The organism is Oceanobacillus sp. FSL K6-0118, from assembly GCF_038006665.1.
GTDB classification, from domain to species: Bacteria; Bacillota; Bacilli; order Bacillales; family Amphibacillaceae; genus Oceanobacillus; species Oceanobacillus caeni.
Genome location: NZ_JBBOVR010000002.1, coordinates 164,366 through 184,006 on the forward strand (window position 1 = coordinate 164,366; position 19,641 = coordinate 184,006).

General features: G+C 37.6%; 17 protein-coding genes. 1 reads left to right on the forward strand and 16 read right to left on the reverse strand.

Annotated features, from left to right (window positions below; all coding sequences use genetic code 11):
• Nucleotides 1–253: 253 nt before the first annotated feature.
• From spoIID to MHI02_RS17410, 6 genes are all read right to left on the reverse strand, one after another.
• The gene (spoIID, locus tag MHI02_RS17385) at nt 254–1,426 is read right to left on the reverse strand and encodes a stage II sporulation protein D (protein WP_341166170.1); all 1,173 of its coding nucleotides are present in this window, start codon (nt 1,424–1,426) and stop codon (nt 254–256) included.
• A 326-nt stretch (nt 1,427–1,752) separates the two neighbouring features.
• Nucleotides 1,753–2,670 carry a S66 peptidase family protein gene (locus tag MHI02_RS17390; RefSeq protein ID WP_341166171.1) on the reverse strand — a complete coding sequence of 306 codons (918 nt, stop codon included), beginning with the start codon at nt 2,668–2,670 and terminating at the stop codon, nt 1,753–1,755.
• A 582-nt stretch (nt 2,671–3,252) separates the two neighbouring features.
• Nucleotides 3,253–4,584: a UDP-N-acetylglucosamine 1-carboxyvinyltransferase gene (murA, locus tag MHI02_RS17395; RefSeq protein WP_047186726.1), complete on the reverse strand. Its 1,332-nt coding sequence runs from the start codon at nt 4,582–4,584 to the stop codon at nt 3,253–3,255.
• Between the two features lie 34 nt (nt 4,585–4,618).
• Entirely contained in the window at nt 4,619–5,326 is a 708-nt protein-coding gene (locus MHI02_RS17400) for a YwmB family TATA-box binding protein (protein WP_047186725.1), read from the reverse strand.
• A gap of 186 nt (nt 5,327–5,512) precedes the next feature.
• Nucleotides 5,513–5,743 carry a DUF1146 family protein gene (locus MHI02_RS17405; RefSeq protein ID WP_047186724.1) on the reverse strand — a complete coding sequence of 77 codons (231 nt, stop codon included), beginning with the start codon at nt 5,741–5,743 and terminating at the stop codon, nt 5,513–5,515.
• A 234-nt stretch (nt 5,744–5,977) separates the two neighbouring features.
• A complete protein-coding gene (locus MHI02_RS17410) occupies nt 5,978–7,387 on the reverse strand; it encodes an ISLre2 family transposase (protein ID WP_341165606.1) in 1,410 nt (469 codons plus the stop codon).
• 664 nt (nt 7,388–8,051) lie between these two features.
• Here MHI02_RS17410 and MHI02_RS17415 point away from each other — a divergent pair.
• On the forward strand, nt 8,052–9,362 hold the full coding sequence (locus MHI02_RS17415) for an ISL3 family transposase (protein WP_047185367.1): 1,311 nt from the start codon (nt 8,052–8,054) through the stop codon (nt 9,360–9,362).
• A gap of 118 nt (nt 9,363–9,480) precedes the next feature.
• Here the strand turns inward: MHI02_RS17415 and MHI02_RS17420 are convergent, their stop codons facing one another.
• From MHI02_RS17420 to MHI02_RS17465, 10 genes are all read right to left on the reverse strand, one after another.
• Nucleotides 9,481–9,879: a F0F1 ATP synthase subunit epsilon gene (locus MHI02_RS17420; protein WP_047186723.1), complete on the reverse strand. Its 399-nt coding sequence runs from the start codon at nt 9,877–9,879 to the stop codon at nt 9,481–9,483.
• Nucleotides 9,880–10,159: 280 nt separating this feature from the next.
• Nucleotides 10,160–11,569 carry a F0F1 ATP synthase subunit beta gene (gene atpD, locus MHI02_RS17425; RefSeq protein ID WP_216883547.1) on the reverse strand — a complete coding sequence of 470 codons (1,410 nt, stop codon included), beginning with the start codon at nt 11,567–11,569 and terminating at the stop codon, nt 10,160–10,162.
• Between the two features lie 34 nt (nt 11,570–11,603).
• A complete protein-coding gene (atpG, locus tag MHI02_RS17430; protein WP_047186721.1) occupies nt 11,604–12,461 on the reverse strand; it encodes an ATP synthase F1 subunit gamma in 858 nt (285 codons plus the stop codon).
• 93 nt (nt 12,462–12,554) lie between these two features.
• Nucleotides 12,555–14,063 (reverse strand): F0F1 ATP synthase subunit alpha, encoded by a 1,509-nt coding sequence (atpA, locus tag MHI02_RS17435; protein WP_047186720.1) that lies wholly within the window; start codon nt 14,061–14,063, stop codon nt 12,555–12,557.
• 19 nt (nt 14,064–14,082) lie between these two features.
• Nucleotides 14,083–14,628 (reverse strand): F0F1 ATP synthase subunit delta, encoded by a 546-nt coding sequence (locus MHI02_RS17440; RefSeq protein WP_047186719.1) that lies wholly within the window; start codon nt 14,626–14,628, stop codon nt 14,083–14,085.
• A complete protein-coding gene (atpF, locus tag MHI02_RS17445) occupies nt 14,625–15,089 on the reverse strand; it encodes a F0F1 ATP synthase subunit B (RefSeq protein ID WP_083452523.1) in 465 nt (154 codons plus the stop codon). The genes MHI02_RS17440 and atpF overlap by 4 nt, the downstream gene beginning before the upstream one ends.
• 240 nt (nt 15,090–15,329) lie before the next feature.
• On the reverse strand, nt 15,330–15,536 hold the full coding sequence (gene atpE / locus MHI02_RS17450) for a F0F1 ATP synthase subunit C (protein WP_047186717.1): 207 nt from the start codon (nt 15,534–15,536) through the stop codon (nt 15,330–15,332).
• Nucleotides 15,537–15,622: 86 nt separating this feature from the next.
• Nucleotides 15,623–16,345 (reverse strand): F0F1 ATP synthase subunit A, encoded by a 723-nt coding sequence (atpB, locus tag MHI02_RS17455; RefSeq protein WP_047186716.1) that lies wholly within the window; start codon nt 16,343–16,345, stop codon nt 15,623–15,625.
• A 124-nt stretch (nt 16,346–16,469) separates the two neighbouring features.
• Nucleotides 16,470–16,859: an ATP synthase subunit I gene (locus MHI02_RS17460; protein WP_047186715.1), complete on the reverse strand. Its 390-nt coding sequence runs from the start codon at nt 16,857–16,859 to the stop codon at nt 16,470–16,472.
• A 524-nt stretch (nt 16,860–17,383) separates the two neighbouring features.
• Complete coding sequence (locus tag MHI02_RS17465) at nt 17,384–19,597, reverse strand: S8 family serine peptidase (protein ID WP_341166172.1); 2,214 nt, start codon at nt 19,595–19,597, stop codon at nt 17,384–17,386.
• Between the last annotated feature and the right edge of the window lie 44 nt (nt 19,598–19,641).

The following is a 19,641-nucleotide window of genomic DNA, read 5'->3' on the forward strand; positions in this document are numbered from 1 at the left end:
ATGAGTGACCTTTTCCTCTGATTTTTTCCGTCCTCGGTCACTCATCATCTCCTTGAGTGACCCTTTCCTCTGATTTTTTCCGTCCTCGGGCACTCATCACATACATGAGTGACCTTTTCCTTTGGTTTTTTCCTTCCTCGGTCACTCATCACATACATGAGTGACCTTTTCCTTTAATCCTTTCTATCTTCGGTCACTCATCAATTCCGCTCTCAAGTTTTCCGCCGTATTCAAACACCAAAAAACCCTCATTTCATTTAGAAACGAGAGTTGGTGCGGTTTCATTTACCGTACTGATTTTTACATCTTTATAATAATGATGGACGATGTCTTCATATGTTTTACCTTCTTTGGCCATAAAATTTGCCCCATATTGGCTCATTCCTATGCCATGCCCAAAGCCTTCTGTTGTAAAAACGAAATGTCCATTATTTTGTTTTATCTTAAAGTCGCTTGATTTTAAATTTAATTTTTCACGGACTTCCCTTCCTGAAAAACTATTTCCTTCTATTCCAATCTCTTTCACGCGGCCACTTTCCGTCCTTGATTCTTCTATATACGCGGGCTTATCTTTTGGTAGAGTGATACCTAACGCTGTTTCTACTTCTTGTATTGTAAATGTGTCTTGGTTCAGATATTTTGGAGATTCTTTATCCCACGGGCTTTTAACACTTCTTAAATATGGAAGCTCATTATCCCAGTAATCTTCGGAGTTCTCTGTATAACCATTACTAGTAGAGAAAAACGCTGCTGTTATAGGAGCTTCTTTATAAGTTAAGATTTTACCCTTTGTCGCATTAACCGCTTCTTTAATTTTATTCATTTTCTCGGAGTATTCACTACCCCATTGTTTTAGAAGTTCGTCGTCACTCTTATATACTTGATGTTCAACGGTGTCTGTTACATCGTATTCTTCATTTTTTTCACCATGCAGCAAATGATTGATCGTATAAGTTCGTGCTGCAAGGGCCTGAGCTTTCAGTGCTTCTAACTCAAATTCTGCAGGCATTTCTGCAGCAATAACCCCAGCGATGTAATCCTCGAGCGGTATATTTTCAACCTTTTCCGTTGCAGTTCGTTTCACCTTTACTGTAAACGGTGATGAAGCAGTTTCTACGGTTTCTTCTTTCATCTCCTTTGCTCCTACTACAGTACCTTCTTGCTCGCTACTTCCAAATGGTAGTACAACGATCGTCGGAATTACTAGAATGAACATAATCAAAACAGATAGAGTTAGTATAGTTGGAAGCCTCCACTTTTTCGAAGTCCATTTGCTCTGATATACAGAATGGAGTCGGGTGACTTTATTCAGTTTGTTCTTCTTTGTAAAATGATGAGATGACTGCTTCTTTTTTAGTTGTTTTACTACGCTTAAGTTTTTCTTCTTCTTTTTGACTGGCTTGTATGAATAGTTATGTCCTTTCACAGCTTTCCTCCTTTAATAATGTAGTCGTTTGATTAATCTAGTAACCCTATTATTAAATTTATACAAATCCTGTTTTCAATAGAACCAGAAATTGAAATTTCCTTTATAGAAGTTGTTCAAAAAGTCCGGTAAAAGAATACAGTTCTCTTAAACTTTTTAAAGACGCTTCTAGACTTTTACCACAGTCTTTTTGAACACGCACTTATACAATTCTATAGGAAAATACGTAACTTCCAATCGATGATAGACTTAAAGCTTGTCGAACTTAGGTAATGAATTTATTACTTTTCGCTTTCACTCCACATATTTCGACCTTTTTGGCATGATTACCTAACTCCAGGCTCAATGATTAATTGTTTATTATATGTGGATAACTTTGCATATGCACCTAAAGGAATAGAAAAGTGTGGAAAACAATGACCAATCTTGAAACCACTTATCACGGGAATGCCTATATTCGAAAAATAATCGTTAAACACTTCTTCTATTGTGAAGGAATGTTTCAATTTCGATTCCGTATTCGCAAAATCTCCTATTACGATGCCTCTCGCTTCTCGTAGTTTACCAGACATTTTTAACTGATTGAGCATGCTATCCACTCGATAAGGTTCCTCACCAATATCCTCTATTAAAAGGATTTTATCTTTCATATCTATTTCATATGGGGTACCCATTGTGCTAAGTAGTACGGATAAATTTCCACCTACCAACTGACCTTCTGTTTCACCAGCATCATGTACATAGAGTGGGGATATGTATTCTGAGTAAATAAGACACGTAGGTTGGAATAACTGTTTAAACATGGATCCGGAGAAGTAATCGAAATGGGGTTTGGCAATATCAGATGCTAACATCGGTCCATGGAAAGTTACAAGACCCGTTTGTTGTCGAATGGCCGTATGCAAATACGTAATATCACTATAACCCCATAAAATTTTAGGATTACATCTTACCAATTCGTAATTAACAGAAGGAACAAATCGAGCTGTACCATATCCACCACGGGCAAAAATAATCGCTTTTATATTTGGATTGGCAACCATATCATGAAAGTCCTCTAACCGTTCTTGGTCGGTTCCAGCCAAATATCCATATACGTTATCCACATGCTGTCCGAGCTGTACGCATAGTCCAAGATTTTCAAAAAAAGGAATGGCCTTTTTGATATCTTCCAAATCTGCCGGTCCCGCTGGCGCCATGACACCAATTGTATCCCCTTTACATAATCTATTTGGAAAGATCATCTTTGTCACACTCCTTGATATTTCCCTCATCCTACTTAAAAATCATATGTAGTTATTTGTAAAATATGAATAACTCTCATTACATTAAGTACCTTTACGGGCAGTTGTTCTCCCACCTCCCTTCAGAAGCTTAAGGTGAGAGTCTAACTGCCCGTTTAGGTAAGATAAATTGAAAATCATTCAGTGGGGGTTTTGTTTTACAGCTAGTTAAGACATGATAAAGTGAAATACTGATGCGCCTTATAAGAACAAAGGCGCAAGCGCCCGTTTAGTGACGTATAGACTGGACTGAGCCGTAGGAGATAAAGGAAACACGGAGAGCGTAAGCGAGCCGATGTTGACTTTCACCGCAAGGGTATAAGTGCGACTAAGCCTCTGGTTTCACCAATCGGCAAGTCTTCTTTATCGTACGGAGGTGAAGGAAGTCTACTAGTCACTGGGCGCTGGAGCCGGACGTGGCTATTTCTGTATCTATGTTATCCACAACCACAAATTTTATAATTTCCCAGACAAAGACAAAAAATCGCATGGATGTTATTGATCCACGCGATTTCTTAGTAATGTTTATATTATTGTCCACTTTTAGGATAATTTTGCAATCATTCTTTTGTTGTCTTGATCCGCTTGAATTAGCACCTTTGGGTCTTCGTTTACACGTTCAATGTTTGCACCAAGGGAAGCTAATTTCCCTGCCAAATCAACATAACCACGGTCTAAGTGTTTTAATTCAGTAATTCTTGTATATCCTTCAGAAACTAAACCGGCCAATATTAGTGCAGCTGCAGCACGTAAGTCCGTCGCAGCAACCTCAGCACCTTGTAATTCAGAAGGACCTTCAATAATAACACTACGTCCCTCAATTTTCATTTTTGCATTCATACGTCTAAATTCTTCCACATGCATAAAGCGATTTTCAAATACCGTTTCGGTAATGACGCTAGTTCCTTTTGCTTGAAGCATTAAGGCCATTAACTGTGACTGCATATCAGTTGGAAAACCAGGGTATGGTAATGTTTTAATATCTGTCGCTTTTAATTTTCCATCTTTCGGTCCGATTACGCGAAGTCCTCGGTTTTCTTCCTTTACGGTAACGTTCATTTCTTCTAATTTGGAAATAACGGAACGAAGATGGTCTGCTTCTGCATTTTCAATTAAAACATTTCCACCAGTAATTGCAGCTGCTACCATAAAGGTACCTGCTTCAATTCGATCAGGAATAATCGAATGGTTTGCACCATGTAACTTTTCCACTCCAGTAATGCGAATGGTCTCAGTTCCTGCACCAACAATTTTGGCACCCATTTTATTTAAATAATTTGCCAAGTCTACAATTTCAGGTTCTTTTGCACAGTTTTCTAGTATCGTAGTTCCGTCAGCTAATGCAGCTGCCATAATAATATTTTCAGTTGCACCAACACTTGGCATATCTAAATAAATTTTTGCACCTTTCAGACGTCCATCTACTTTTGCTTCAACAAATCCGTTGCCTACATGAATTTCGGCACCCATCGCTTCAAAGCCTTTCAAATGTAAGTCAATTGGACGTGATCCGATTGCACAGCCACCTGGCATTGCAACTTTTGCATGACCATAGCGGGCCAAAAGTGGTCCCAACACTAATACAGAAGCGCGCATTTTTCGAACATACTCAAATGGAGCTTCTGTCGTTAAATCATTGGAAGCATCAATTTCTACTGTATTTTTATCAGGATCAAAGTTAACATTAACGTTCATATTTCTTAATACTTCATTAATTGTATACACATCATCTAGAACAGGTACTTCAGTAATGATACTCTTACCTTCACTTGCAATCAAACTTGCAGCAATAACCGGAAGAACCGCATTTTTGGCACCTTCTACACGAACAGTGCCATTTAATTGGTGTCCGCCTCTTACGATGATTTTTTCCATGTTACAAATCTCCTTCAGATCCATTTTCTCTATATTAATATTCATTTATTAGGATAGGTGTTCCTAAAGTCACTTCTGGATGTCCTTTTTTTTCATGGGTTATTGCAATTTGGACATTTACTGGTATGTCTTCGATTGTTATCTTTTCATCCCATTTTTCTGTATATCCATAAATGTATTTACGTTCTATATTTGTAGTAGTATCTAATTGTGTTTTTGTATGTTGAAGATTAAAAAAGTTTATTAGTTCTTTTTCAAATACACCATTATGTATTATACCACCGGTTTCCGTTTTAAGCCACGAAAATATTCGTTTATTATTTGAAAAATATTTAGTTGAAATGGAATGAAACACATGATGAAACTCGGATTTTATGTCTTGATTCCAAGCACTTCCTTCGACAACCATTGTTAATTCTGGATAACTTTCTTTCTTTTTAGGTAACATAACATTATATGTTACGTTAACACTTCTCTCTTTATGAGTGTCTCTAAATTGAAATTTTATTATATTTTCATTTTCCATCCTAGAGGCTTTATAACTATTTTTTAAATCCTTCAAAATTTCATTAATAGAGTTCTCGGTCATCTTTTCCTTGGTAATAACTTGCCATTCTTTTACGGGTAATTGTTGATTTGTAACAAAATCAGCTAATTGCTCTATTTCCGATACTGTTTTCCCTTGAACGGATGCAACTGAAGTGAACATGAATAATACAGAGATTAGTAACATTTTTTTCATAAAATAAACCCCCCGGTTATTTCTGCTAGTCACAGTATTGACCGAAGAGGTTATTTAATATACTCATAGATTACTAGAGTTAATATTTTTAATATTAAAGGTTTTCAAAAAGTCTGGTAAAAGTGACACTTCGCTCAAAGCAATGCCACCACAGTCCTTTTTATCCTCCTTTTTAAACACACACTATTAAAACAAGAAAATAAGATCATTTGACCATTGAACAATTTCTAGGAAGAATCGGCTAACACCAGAACCGATTAAAATTGCTATAAAGAATAATAAAATTCTTGCTTCTGTTACCTTCCCCTTTTTAATAATTGACGAAAGGTTTACAGCTAATAGTACGCGCCAAGTAATGTATATAAATAAAAAGTGCGAAAAAATACTAACTAAAGCCCATTGTCCAATTGATAACATATACAACCACCTTATTCTTCTTCTATTTGTTACTTTGCCATGAATATATAAAAATGTCAAAGATATATGGTGTGTAGTATGTGTCAAGTTTTTCTCGGTGTGTCTTTCACACCAATATTTCCGGCACTCTATTTTTGTACACTTTTTCGGCTACCGCGCGACCCTTGTCGCTTGCTGTCCCCAATTTTTAGGTAACGTTCTAAAAACCAAGAACCTTACCTAAAAATCAGGGTGTTATCTAAAACTTTTTATTAACTGTCCAATAGCTGATGAATGAGCTGTATTTAGGCTTATTTTACCTTGTTTTGCTCCAATTGACGGCTGGGTTTCCTGGCGTAGAAATTCAGTCATACGAACCACTTTTTTCACGTCTCGTTGTTTTCTTACACTTCGCCTTTGGTCTCTCAAATAGACGGATCGTAATGTTTTATTTAGAATCCCTTGTTTGATCTTCACCATTGCCTCACTACCTTCTAAACTCCAATGCATTCCACGCTTTTTCATTCGGAATGAAATATGTCGTTGGTTGGATTCCATTGCACCCATGCCCCTTGCCTCTTTTGGTGGATTCTCAACTTTTTCTCTCCAATCAAAAATTCGATCCCAATTACCGCCAATATATCTACGAAAATCCTCGGCCTTTTCTAACTGCTTATCCGTTTCTAAAGTGCTCTCCAATGTATCCATCCAACGTATGAAATCATCCAGTTCGTGTTCTTTGATTGCCTTTTGTACACCTTCTTTAAACTCGCTCTTTTTAACTCCAAAAGTTCGATTCAGTGCTTTAGAAATGTGAAAGGAATCCAATTGATTTAAAACAGGATAACTAGACTGTGAGAAAGCCTCTTGAAAACGTTCTGCCGTATAACCGGGACCACCATCACTATTGGTGACAACTTGAGTGTTTTCTAAGGAATAATGATTAGCTGTATACGCCTGGACTTCTTTCCAAAAATCATTCGTTGGTTTGGTTGTCATGATGACCTGTGGATTCTTTAGGGAAATACGCTTCCCATTTTTACTCCAACCTTCATGAATGATCGCATGATGGACTTCATGACTTGTCTTTTTCTTTGTTCCACGCACAAATACACCATCTGCCTCGGCAAATAAAAATTCCAATTCTTTCCCCTTTGGTAAATAGGCAGCTTCCTCTAATTCAGCTAACAATTCTTCATCAGCTTGCGCTTGTGCTTTTCCTACACGCTTCACCATACTTCCCACTGTCGTATGACTAAGATTCACGGCAGTCCATTCACTTAATATGCGTGCAGTTTCTCGGTACGTACTCTCACTAGCCAACTCCGCCACTTTTACTTCAACTAAAGGACTATGTCGCTGATATTTTCTAAATCCAACCCACTCATCAAAAGGATAATGCGCTTTCCCATTGATATCGTGCATTAATGTATGCGTAAAACGAACTGCCCCAAAGATAAACTGAATTGTCTTTTCATCTTCTCGTTCAACCGTCCAACCCTTACTTTGCATTCTTCTTTTTATCGTTTGATTAAGTTGTGTAAATACGCTCCCCATCAGTTTAGTAAGGAGATCATATACATAAATTTGAACATGTTCCTCAAAGTCAATTAAATCATTTGTATCCTTTAATAATTCGCTGATTTTTGATATAATTGTATTCATGAAAAGGCCTCTTTCAAATGTATTTGCCGGTCAGCATACATTTATGATAGAGCGCCTTTTCTTTTTTTTCTAGAATTTTGTTTCAAATCCCCGAGAACTATTTTACACATAGTGGTGTGTACTATGTTTCTAACCCATTTCTTTAAATAAGAAAATATTATCTATCTTATCCTATGATTTCAATGACTTCAATTACTTTCTTCACCAAAAAGGTCTCCATAAATGCAACTAAGGCATTCGCTAAAAAGGTATGTCGAATGTCGGATATTCTAATCGAATAATGGAATCATTTCCTAGGAAATATCTATTTAAGAGGATAAATAGATTATCTTGCTGATTATAAGAAGATTATTGATATTAATGTTGTTTTTCGTTGGATTGCGTCGATATGTAATATACGATTCTAATAAAGGAGACTTCCATCAATGGGGGGGTCCCTTCATCCCTCACTGACTTATCGGACCTATACGGGCAGTTGATCTCCCATCTACCTTCTTTGTTTCCACAAAAGCTTAAAGTGGGATAAAAACAAAAAATGGTTGTACAATAAATGACGTTGGTGGGAAAAACTCACCTACGTCATTTTTGTGTTTATAAATAGAAAACAAGTGAGATTCCCTGTAGAATTAAAGTCGCTGAAAACCATTCCTAGGAGGGAACTCACTTGTCTATATCAAATGATATTAGAAATATGTTAGATATTCAAGATAAAAATATTTATATGAGCGAAAATGCAGTAACGTATGGCAAACATAAAGGGAAGTCTTGTAAATTTATTAAGGCGAAATTAACATATGATGCAGATCAATGCCCAAATTGCCAGGTGGAGAAAGTAGGCTCTTCTATTTATAAAAACGGAACACAATTATCTCGTATTACCATTCCGACCATGGGAGTTTATCCAACATATTTATTATTAAGTAAGCAGCGTTTTATGTGTAAACATTGTGGTGTTAGTTTTACTGCACAAACAAATATCGTAAAGCGTCATTGTTTTATATCCTCAAATACAGAAGCCCAAATCATGATTAAATCAGCTGGAGCGCAGTCCGTTAAAGATATTTCCCAGGATTGTGGTGTATCTGAGGCAACTGTTCAGAGAATCATTAATAAAGAAGCAAATAAATATAAACCGCATTATAAAGCCCTACCTAAGCATCTATCGTTTGATGAATTTAAGTATGCCAAGGGCAAGATGGCTTTTGAATATATCGATGTTGAAACGGGTGACATCTTAGACATTTTAAATAGTCGTGATAACCGGTCTATTACAGATCACTTCATCACAAATTATAGCTTATCAGCTAGACAACGAGTAGAAACCGTGACAATCGATATGAACGCAGGTTATGTAAGTTTGATAAAAGAGATGTTTCCAAATGCAGATATTATTATTGATCGTTTTCACTTAGTTCAACTCATATCAAGAGCGATGAACAAAACGCGTGTTAAAATCATGAACCAACTCAGAACATCTAATGGGGAAGATCAGAAAAAGTATCGCCGCCTTAAACGTTATTGGAAGCTTTTACTGAAAAAAAGATCGAGTTTATCTTATACAGAATATAAATATTACGGCTTATTTGGCCAACGTCTTGAAAGTTCAATAGTGCAAGAAATGTTGGATTATAGTGAGGAACTTAAAGTCAATTATGGTATATATCAGGACCTGTTGGAGGCAATTGACGAAAAGGACTATCATGCATTAGAGAACACATTAAACAAAAAGTGTCCAACCCAGTCATCAACCTATTTAAGAACAAGCATTAAAACATTAAGAAAGCACTTGCCCTATACGAAAAACAGTTTTCAATATACGTATAACAATGGGCGAATTGAAGGTATTAACAATAAAATCAAGGTACTCAATCGGATTGCATATGGCTATCGGAATTTTAAGCATTACAAAAACCGAATAAGATTACATTTTAAACTGAAACCCGTAGTAAACAAATCACACTCTAGAGTAGCATAGCTTCCCTAGAGTGTGATAATCAAATACATATTAAAAGTCGACTAAAATACAGTACCAACGTCACTTGACGTAGAGCCCAAAAAATCCCCTGCAACAAAGTCGCAAGAGATTTTTACAATTATTTACTTGAAACATCTAAACGGTTAATTGCGCGTTGGAGTGCTAATTCTGCCCGTAATTTATCGATATTATCTTGATTTGATTGAAGTCTGCGTTCAGCTCTTTCTTTAGCTTTTCTTGCACGTTCTACATCAATATCAGATGGCTTTTCAGCTGATTGTGCAAGGATAGAAACCTTGTTTGAGCTAACTTCCATGATGCCTCCATTCACAGCGAGTTTATCCTCACTACCCGCTTTCTTCAAACGAACGGCAGCGATGGATAATGGGGCAACAATCGGAATGTGGTGTGGCATGATGCCAATTTCTCCACTTTCCGCACGACATACAACCATTTCATATTCATCTTCCAAAACGGGACCATTAGGAGTAACAACACTCACAGTTAGTGTTTTCAATGTAATCCCTCCTAGGATTTGCATAGAGGAAGAGATAACGATACACGTTACCCCATTGTTCCCTCTTTTATAGACCTAAGCTTGAATCCAGCCGAACTGGTTTTTCGCTTAACAACCCATTGTTTAGCTCGATCGTCCAGAGACTAGCGAGGCTTCTTTTGTCTCCTGCGGCTCAGTCCAGCCCGTACGTCTCTATACGAACGATTCCGCTTTTCTTATTGTCTAGCTCCGGCGACCAGGGACTAGTAAACTTCCCTAAACGGTCGCCTTCGCTTTTCGTTTAACCTTGTAATTGTTGTGCTTTTTCTACTACTTCTTCGATACGGCCTACTAGACGGAATGCATCTTCTGGTAGATCATCATATTTACCGTCAAGGATTTCTCTAAATCCTTTCACTGTTTCAGCTACTGGAACATAAGAACCTGGTTGACCAGTAAATTGTTCCGCAACGTGGAAGTTTTGAGATAGGAAGAATTGGATACGACGTGCACGAGCAACGACTAGTTTGTCCTCGTCTCCTAATTCATCCATACCTAAGATTGCGATAATATCTTGTAATTCTTTGTAGCGTTGAAGTGTTTGTTGTACTTCAGTTGCTACTTTATAGTGTTCTTCCCCTACCACTTCAGGGTCAAGTGCACGTGAAGTAGATTCTAATGGATCCACTGCTGGGTAGATACCTTGTTCAGACAATTTACGGTCTAAGTTTGTTGTAGCATCTAAGTGCGCGAACGTCGTAGCTGGCGCAGGATCAGTATAGTCATCCGCAGGTACATAAATAGCCTGGATAGATGTAACGGATCCTTTATCAGTTGACGTAATACGCTCTTGAAGTGCACCCATTTCCGTAGCTAGTGTTGGTTGGTAACCAACGGCAGATGGCATACGTCCAAGTAGAGCGGATACCTCTGAACCAGCTTGTGTAAATCGGAAAATGTTGTCAATGAATAGCAATACGTCTTGTCCTTGTTCATCACGGAAATATTCAGCCATCGTAAGTCCAGTTAGAGCTACACGCATACGTGCTCCAGGTGGCTCATTCATTTGTCCGAATACCATGGCTGTTTTAGAAATAACGCCAGAGTCTTTCATTTCATAGTAAAGGTCGTTACCTTCACGAGTACGTTCTCCAACACCAGCGAATACGGAAATACCTCCGTGTTCTTGTGCGATGTTATTAATTAATTCCTGAATAAGTACGGTTTTACCTACACCCGCACCACCGAATAGACCGATCTTACCACCTTTAATATATGGTGCAAGTAAGTCTACAACCTTAATTCCAGTTTCTAAAATTTCAGTTTCAGTGGAAAGGTTTTCGAATTTAGGTGCTTCACGGTGAATTGGGTCTTTACGAATTCCTTCTGGTAATGCTTCATCTAGGTCAATTTTATCACCTAAAACGTTGAACACACGCCCTAAAGTTACATCCCCAACTGGTACAGAAATAGGGCGTCCTAGGCCTGTAACTTCCGCTCCACGTTTTAATCCGTCTGTAGATGACATCGCAATCGTACGGACAGCGTTATCGCCTAATTGTAACGCTACTTCTAATGTAAGTTGTTCACTTGTATTTTCTTCTGTTTCAATGTTAACAGTAAGAGCATCATAAATTTCCGGGAGGTCAGCGTCATCAAATTTCACGTCAACAACTGGTCCCATAACTTGTGTTACATGTCCTTTGCTCAAAAAAATTCCCTCCTAGCGTTTAGATGGAAAAAAGTTACTCTATAGCAGCTGCTCCACCAACAATTTCAGAAATTTGTTGAGTGATTTGCGCCTGACGAGCACGGTTATAGGACAATGTTAAATCTCCAATCAGATCATTAGCATTATCTGTTGCACTACGCATTGCCGTCATACTTGCTGCGTGTTCACTTGCTTTACCATCTAGTAATGCACCGAAAATTAAACTCTCGGCATAAAGTGGTAATAATACCTTCAATATTTGTTCTTCATTTGGTTCATATTCATACTGACTAGTAGTACCGTTTTGTCCTTGTATATCTTCAATTGGCAACAATTTATTCATTGTTGGTACTTGAGATATTGCACTTACATAGTGGTTATAAATGATGTTTAATTCATCAATTTCCTTATCAGTAAACATTTGAACAGTTGCTTTTGCAATATCTTTAATATCTGCAAATTGTGGATGGTCAGCAACACCGATAATACTATTAGAAACCGGAATATTCCGTTTCCTGCAATAGTCAAACCCTTTACGTCCGATGACGATAACAGTATATTCATCAGGTGAGTTATGGCGCTCATTAATCGTAGTTTGTAATAGTTTTAAAACATGACTATTATATCCACCTACTAGACCACGGTCAGAAGTAATAACTAAATAGCCAGTTTTCTTTACTTCACGTGTTTCAAGCATTGGGTGAGATGCATCCGTTCCTTTTGCAATATGTGCAACTACTTCTTGCATTTTCTCACTGTATGGTACATAACCTTTTGCATGTTGCTCTGCTTTGTTCATTTTAGATGCAGAAACAAGTTCCATCGCACTTGTAATTTGTTTTGTTTTCTTTGTTGAATCAATTCTTGCTTTTATATCTCTTAGTGATGCCAATTTATTTCACCACACTTTCAAAACATGAGGTAGATGTCAGAAATCGGGTCATTTGCACCGATTTCTGCATCTTATTTCTCTATAAACGGTCGATTAATTTGAAGTTAAAAATGTTTTCTTAAATGATTCGATTGCTTCGTTCATGTCTTTAGCATCTGGAAGGTTTCCAGTTTCGCGAATAGAAGCAAGCAGTTCCGCACGGTTAGAATCCAACCAGTTGTTCATTTCTTCTTCAAAGCGAAGAACGTCTTCTACCGGAATATCATCTAGGAATCCTTTTGTTAATGCATAAATGATCATAACTTGTTTTTCAACAGCTAGTGGTTTATGCAATCCTTGTTTTAGAACTTCTACTGTACGTTGACCACGGTTCAGTTTCGCTTGAGTTGCTTTATCTAAGTCAGAACCGAATTGACTGAATGCTTCTAACTCACGGAAAGAAGCTAAGTCTAGACGTAGTGTACCTGCAACTTTCTTCATCGCTTTAATTTGTGCGGAACCACCAACACGTGATACAGATAAACCTGCGTTAATTGCCGGACGAACCCCTGAGAAGAATAAGTCAGATTGCAAGAAAATCTGTCCGTCTGTAATGGAGATTACGTTTGTTGGGATATATGCTGAAATATCCCCAGCTTGTGTTTCAACAAATGGTAATGCAGTTAAAGAACCGCCACCTTTTGCATCACTTAATTTAGCTGCACGTTCTAGTAAACGTGAGTGTAAGTAGAATACATCTCCTGGGAATGCTTCACGACCCGGTGGACGACGTAATAGTAGAGAAAGTTCACGATAAGCAACCGCTTGTTTAGAAAGGTCATCGTAAACTACTAATACGTGTTTACCGTTGTACATGAATTCTTCACCCATGGATACACCAGCATATGGTGCTAGGTATTGTAATGGAGCTGGGTCAGATGCACCAGCGGAAACAACAATTGTGTAATCTAACGCTCCATAACGACGAAGTGTTTCAACCGTTCCGCGTACTGTAGATTGTTTTTGTCCAATTGCAACATAAATACAAATCATATCCTGATCTTTTTGGTTAATGATTGTATCTACTGCTAGAGTGGTTTTACCAGTTTGGCGGTCACCGATGATCAACTCACGTTGTCCACGTCCAATTGGTACAAGGGCATCAATTGCTTTAATACCAGTTTGTAGTGGTTCATCAACCGATTTACGATCCATAACCCCTGGCGCTGGAGATTCGATTGGACGAGTTTTTGTTGTTTCGATTGGGCCAAGTCCATCAATTGCTTGCCCAAGCGGGTTCACTACACGTCCTAATAAACTTTCTCCTACTGGTACTTGCATGATTCTACCTGTGCGACGAACCTCATCGCCTTCTTTAATTTCTGTATATGGTCCTAAAATAACGATACCAACGTTAGCTTCTTCAAGGTTTTGCGCTAAGCCCATGACACCGTTTTGGAACTCTAAAAGTTCACCAGCCATTGCATTGTCAAGACCGTGCGCACGCGCGATACCGTCCCCAACTTCAATAACTGTTCCAACATCACTAACTTCGATTTCCGCATCATAATTTGCGATTTGCTGTTTAATCAGTGTGCTGATTTCTTCAGCTTTAATGCTCATACCATCTTCACCCCTATCATCATATGTTTGCAGTTACGATATTCCGTTCAAAACGTTTTAATTTATTGCTAATGGAACCATCATAAATGGTATTTCCAACGCGGATTTTAATGCCCCCCATGATAGATGGGTCCACAATATTGGTAATATGAATTTTTTCCTTTTTTAAACGTTTTGTAAATGACTGTTTTACTTTGAGTAATTCGTCACTTGATAATTCACGAACAGAATATACCGTAGCTTCTGCAATACCTTTTGAATCGTTCACTAATTGGATAAAGTGATCAATAATGATTGGAACATTTACAGTATGATGACGTTCAACCAACAGTTTCACTGTGTTTATAACATCTTTTTGACATCCTTTAAATGCAGCTTCAATTAGCTCTTTCTTCTTGTCATTATTAATCCCTGGATATGTAAGAAATTTAACAAATTGCTCTTCTGTTTGAAACACTTCACGAACAACAGTGAATTCCTCTACAAACTTATCCAATATATGTTTTTCTTGTCCGAGTTCGAAAAGAGCCTCTGCATAACGATTGGCAACTACCGTTTCACTCATCGCTCTTCTCCTACCTCTTTAAGATAATCATGAATCAATCTTTCTTGATCCTTTTCATTCAATTCCTTTTCAATTACTTTACTTGCAATTAAAACGGATAACGAAGCAACTTGATCTTGAAGTGCTTGCAATGCTTGCTCTTTTTCGTTTTGAATTTCTTGTTGGGCTTGTTTCTTTATACGGTCTGCTTCTTTACGAGCAGTTTCGATAATATCTTGTTCTTGTTTTGCTCCGGCAACTTTTGCATCTTCAAACATTTTCTGTGCTTCTTGTTTTACTTGATTCAATTCAGCCTGAGCCTTTTGGGCTGTCTCTTCCGCTTCTTTACGGTTTTTCTCAGCAACCTCAATTTCGTTTGCAACATATTCTTCACGTTTTTGCATCATGTTTACTACTGGACCCCATGCAAACTTCCTAAGTAGTAATAGCAATACTATGAAGAAGAATAACTGCACTAGCATATCTCCTACGTTAAGTCCACCTAATGCTGCATATACATAAGAATTCGCAAATACCTGCACAAAATTCACTCCTTTCACTTTTATCAGTGAATATTACAAGTTCCAATTAAATGGTCGTTTTAGAGTTTCTCTAGAGCGACCCCCTATTTAACTACTTACCTACATGAAAACAACGGCGAAGATTCCTTTGGAAGATTTCCTTCGCCATTCTTTTAAATGATCTATCATTTAGTTAATAGACTACATTACCATTAACGCAATAACTACACCGATAATCGGCACCGCTTCAACTAGACCTACCCCAATAAACATGGTTGTTTGTAATTGACCTTTAAGTTCTGGTTGACGTGCAATCCCTTCTACTGTACGACTAACAATTAAACCATTACCAATACCTGCTCCAAGTGCACCTAAACCTACTGCAATTGCTGCTGCTAAAGCTCCCATAATATAATTTCCTCCTTGATAATTTATATTAATTTTTTTATTATTTCCAATTTTAATGATAAATTAAAACTGGCTGAGTCACTTAATTAATGTTCATCACTAACTTTGTGTGAAATATAAACCATTGATAGCATTGTAAAGATAAATGCTTGAATACCACCAATGAACACACTAAATCCTTGCCAAGCTAGGAAAGGAATAGCTCCTCCAATAAATCCTAATACGCCGGATGTTGTTAAACCTACTAATAATGTTAACAATACTTCACCAGCAAAGATGTTACCGAATAGACGTAAACCTAATGTTAAGGTGTTGGAGAACTCCTCCACTATTTTAATAGGGAATAGCGGCCAAATTGGAGTAAAATAGTCTTTTATATAAGCTTTACCCCCACGCAACTTAATTCCATAGAAATGGCTTAGAACAATTACCATGACAGCTAATGACAGGGTTAGACCCGGATCTGCTGTTGGAGATTTCCACCATAAGTCACCATTTACTACCCCATTGGTCATTACGCCTAACAGATTGGCTACTAAAATATAACTAAATAGGGTTAAGGCTAATGGCAAAAACAGTTTACCAGTCTTCCAGTCCATCGTGTCATTGACAATTCCCTTAACAAAGTCAAGAATCCACTCCATTACGTTTTGTGCACCTTTTGGCTTCATTTGTAAATTTCTAGCACCTAGTACACTAATAACAAAAACAATCAATGATGTTACAGCTATCATGAAGACATTAGCCAAATTAAAGTCTAGCCAGGAAATCCCGAATACATCTTCAACTATTGGAGCTGTATGATCCAAAACTATCACCTCTTTTCAGATTTATAGTATCTAGAAACCTCTTTGATTGCCGATAGACAATCTATACTGCAGCAGGAAACATTTCTCCAATCTGCAAAAAGGTCTGCCATCATATGAGTAACCTTTACGATTCCTTCACTTTCTTCTGTTTGATAATTTCTAGAATCATGTCAAATAGAATAATAAGATAAGAAGATAAAACCCCTATAGCTACACCCATAATATGGAAGACCTCTTGATAACGTAGTGCCAGTAAAATCCCAATCGCCACTGCAGCTAGTCTTGAAAAAACTCCTAGTCCACTCCGAGCTGCACCAGTATCTACAACGGATTTACCAAATGCTTCGGTTTTTCGCTGTAATAACCATAAATTATAAAAGCTTATGGCTGACCCTAAGATTAGACCGTTAAAAACATGGGTATATGGTGTAAAACCAGCCCCTAGCACTAATATCGACAGAAAATAGAGCATCCATTTACGTTGTCGTCGAACCATACTTTCATATTCTGACATTTTCTCTCTCCTATTTCCTTTATGCTTAGTCTAAAGCCCCAGATTGCTCTAACCTTTTGTGAAGTTGTTCAAAAAGTTCTTTTGAACACATCTTTAGGGAATCATTTGCCATTATTCGTTGTTATTCAGCATTTTTTTCATGTTTACGACAGTAAGGATAAGCGAATACTATGTACTTGAGTTTTCACTATCTATATGTTGTTTAATGAAAACCTTACCATCCCACACTAAGTTAGTTTACATTAGCAGGACTACCATTGTCAATCGCTTTTGTAAGTTAATTTGCATTAATTTAACAACAGAAAAAAGCTCTATTTTGCAAGGTGTTTCCCCCATCTTTTCTTTACCATCATAGTACCACAACATCCGCATCAAGATGTCGCTAAATCCAAGTCTTTTTTGAACTATTATTGACAAATTTGTGAACGAAAGAACTTAACAAAAAAAGACCAATCAAAAGAGTGTTTTAACCCTCATGATCGGTCTTTTTTAATAGAGAAGAAAGCAGCGCACGTCTCTTGTTCCTATTCAATCATTAGTATTGTTTCATAACTTTCATACGTTCCATCTTCTAAATAGACCGTTATAATTGCCAGGTAATTTCCTGGGTTTCCGATTTCCTTTTTCTTCATTTCCCCTTCATTCATCCCCGTTTGTAATTCTTCCGTTGTTAATAACGTTCGGTCAAAGAGTAGTGTCTGTGGATCATACAAATCTACTTTCACTTTTTTAGCGGGTTCCGTGACGTATAATTGATACGTATAAGAATCCTCCGAAAAAGGTTTTAAAGCAAATTGAAATCCCATTGCCTTTGGATTATCCGTAGTTTGATTAATAAATAAATACGGTAATTGATAGGACTGTTCACTATCCTTCCTATTTAATTGCAACCATCCTTGTTGTAAACCTTCCTCAACTTGAGGACTTGTTATCGTTAATTTTATGGGGAATGTCTTCGTTTCTTGTTTCTTTACTGTAAATGTTTGCGGTAATTCCCAAGTGATTCCTTTTTGTTTCTTTGGTATATCAAAATAATAGGTTTGATCTTGATTAGTTTTATTTTCTATTTTGACTTGAACCATTTTTGTTTCATTATATTTTTCTATTTTGCCAAAGGATAGCTTCGCCCCATGAATAATGGCATCTGTTTCAATTGCATCACTCGGTTGAATTTCGCCCATCCCTTGAACGATTGGATCAAAAAGATTTCCTTCCTCATCCTTCAATGGTATAGCAGTCGTTTCGATTGCTCCATAAATTTGTTCGGTAGTCCAATTTGGATGTGCTTCTTTTATTAATGCGATAACTCCAGCAACATGAGGCGCAGCCATACTTGTCCCTTGTAAAGATTGATATCCCCCTGGAACAGTACTTAATATGTTCGTCCCCGGTGCTAATATATCTGGCTTAATATCCCAATTCACTGTTACTGGCCCCCTAGAGCTGAAAGGAGCAATCGTTGTATCCACCTGTTGATAAGCTGTTTCAAGGTAAACAGAATCCTTGGCCACTAGTTTATTTAGCCATTCCCCATCTTCTTTGGAAATCATCGCAACTGGAATTTTGATTGGTTCTTCCCCCGTATCAATGGATCCACTAATCATGTCATCTTCATTATTTGCAATTAAAACAGCCTCTGCTCCTTTTTCTTCCACTTCCTTTGCCAAATCATAAAAAGGAATATCGCTTCGTTGTAATAAAGCAATTTTACCGTACATATTTTCCTTTTCTGTATCTTTTACAATTTGGTGGGACCTTTCAAAGTCCCAAGGAACAGACCCCATCATTACTTGAATAAGAAAAGGCCGATTCGACTTCGGTTCCACAAGATAAGGTATTTTTTGCGGATTGGTAGAAGCACCTACTGAGAATGCTTTTGATGCGGTTGCAGGAGCTCCAACGGTCCAATGATTTGGCCCACTATTTCCATTTGCAATAACGACAGGTACACCAAGTTCAACGGCACGGTTCACCGCTACACTCGTTGGATAATCAGGCCCATTCACCGAATTACCCAAAGATAGATTCAATACATCCACATCATCTTTTACAGCCTGCTCCATTGCAGCCAGTACTTGTACGGATGTTCCAGCCCCCCCTGGTCCTAGGGCACGGTATGAATAGATTTCCGCATCCGGTGCAACACCTTTCAAATCACCATCCGCTGCGATAATACCTGCAACATGAGAGCCATGAATAGTCGGGATACCCTCTTCTTTCAATGTTTCCATTGGATCATCATCAAGGTCTACTAAGTCATATCCGGCTTTATAATTATTAGAAAGATCCGGGTGGTTGTAATCAATACCAGTATCCACAACACCAACCTTAATTCCTTTTCCCGTGTATTCCGTATCATTTAAGTCAGAAGGAATGACATCAGATTTTTTCTCTTTTAATCCCTCATACGATTGCCTAAGAGTTTGATTTGCTTTGAAATAAGGTAAAGCCTCATAAGTTTGAACCGTATGAATCGCCCTAATAAATTCGAGTGATTCCAATTTCTCTAAGTTTCGTGGTTTTCCTTGTAACGCCACCCCATTAAAAAGCAATTCATATGTTGCTACGACATCAATAAAGGGGTAATTTTTCTCAATATATTCTTTCCGCTCTTCAGGGTCTCCCTCAACCTCTATAATAATTGAATCTACCTTTTTTTCTTCTTCCGCCAGTGATACTTGGGGTTGGAAAATATTAAATAAGCTTATAAGTAAAAGTAAGAAGATCAAACGATACATAAAATGGAGTTCCCCTTTTTACAGGTAGTTTCTGTAAAGTAATA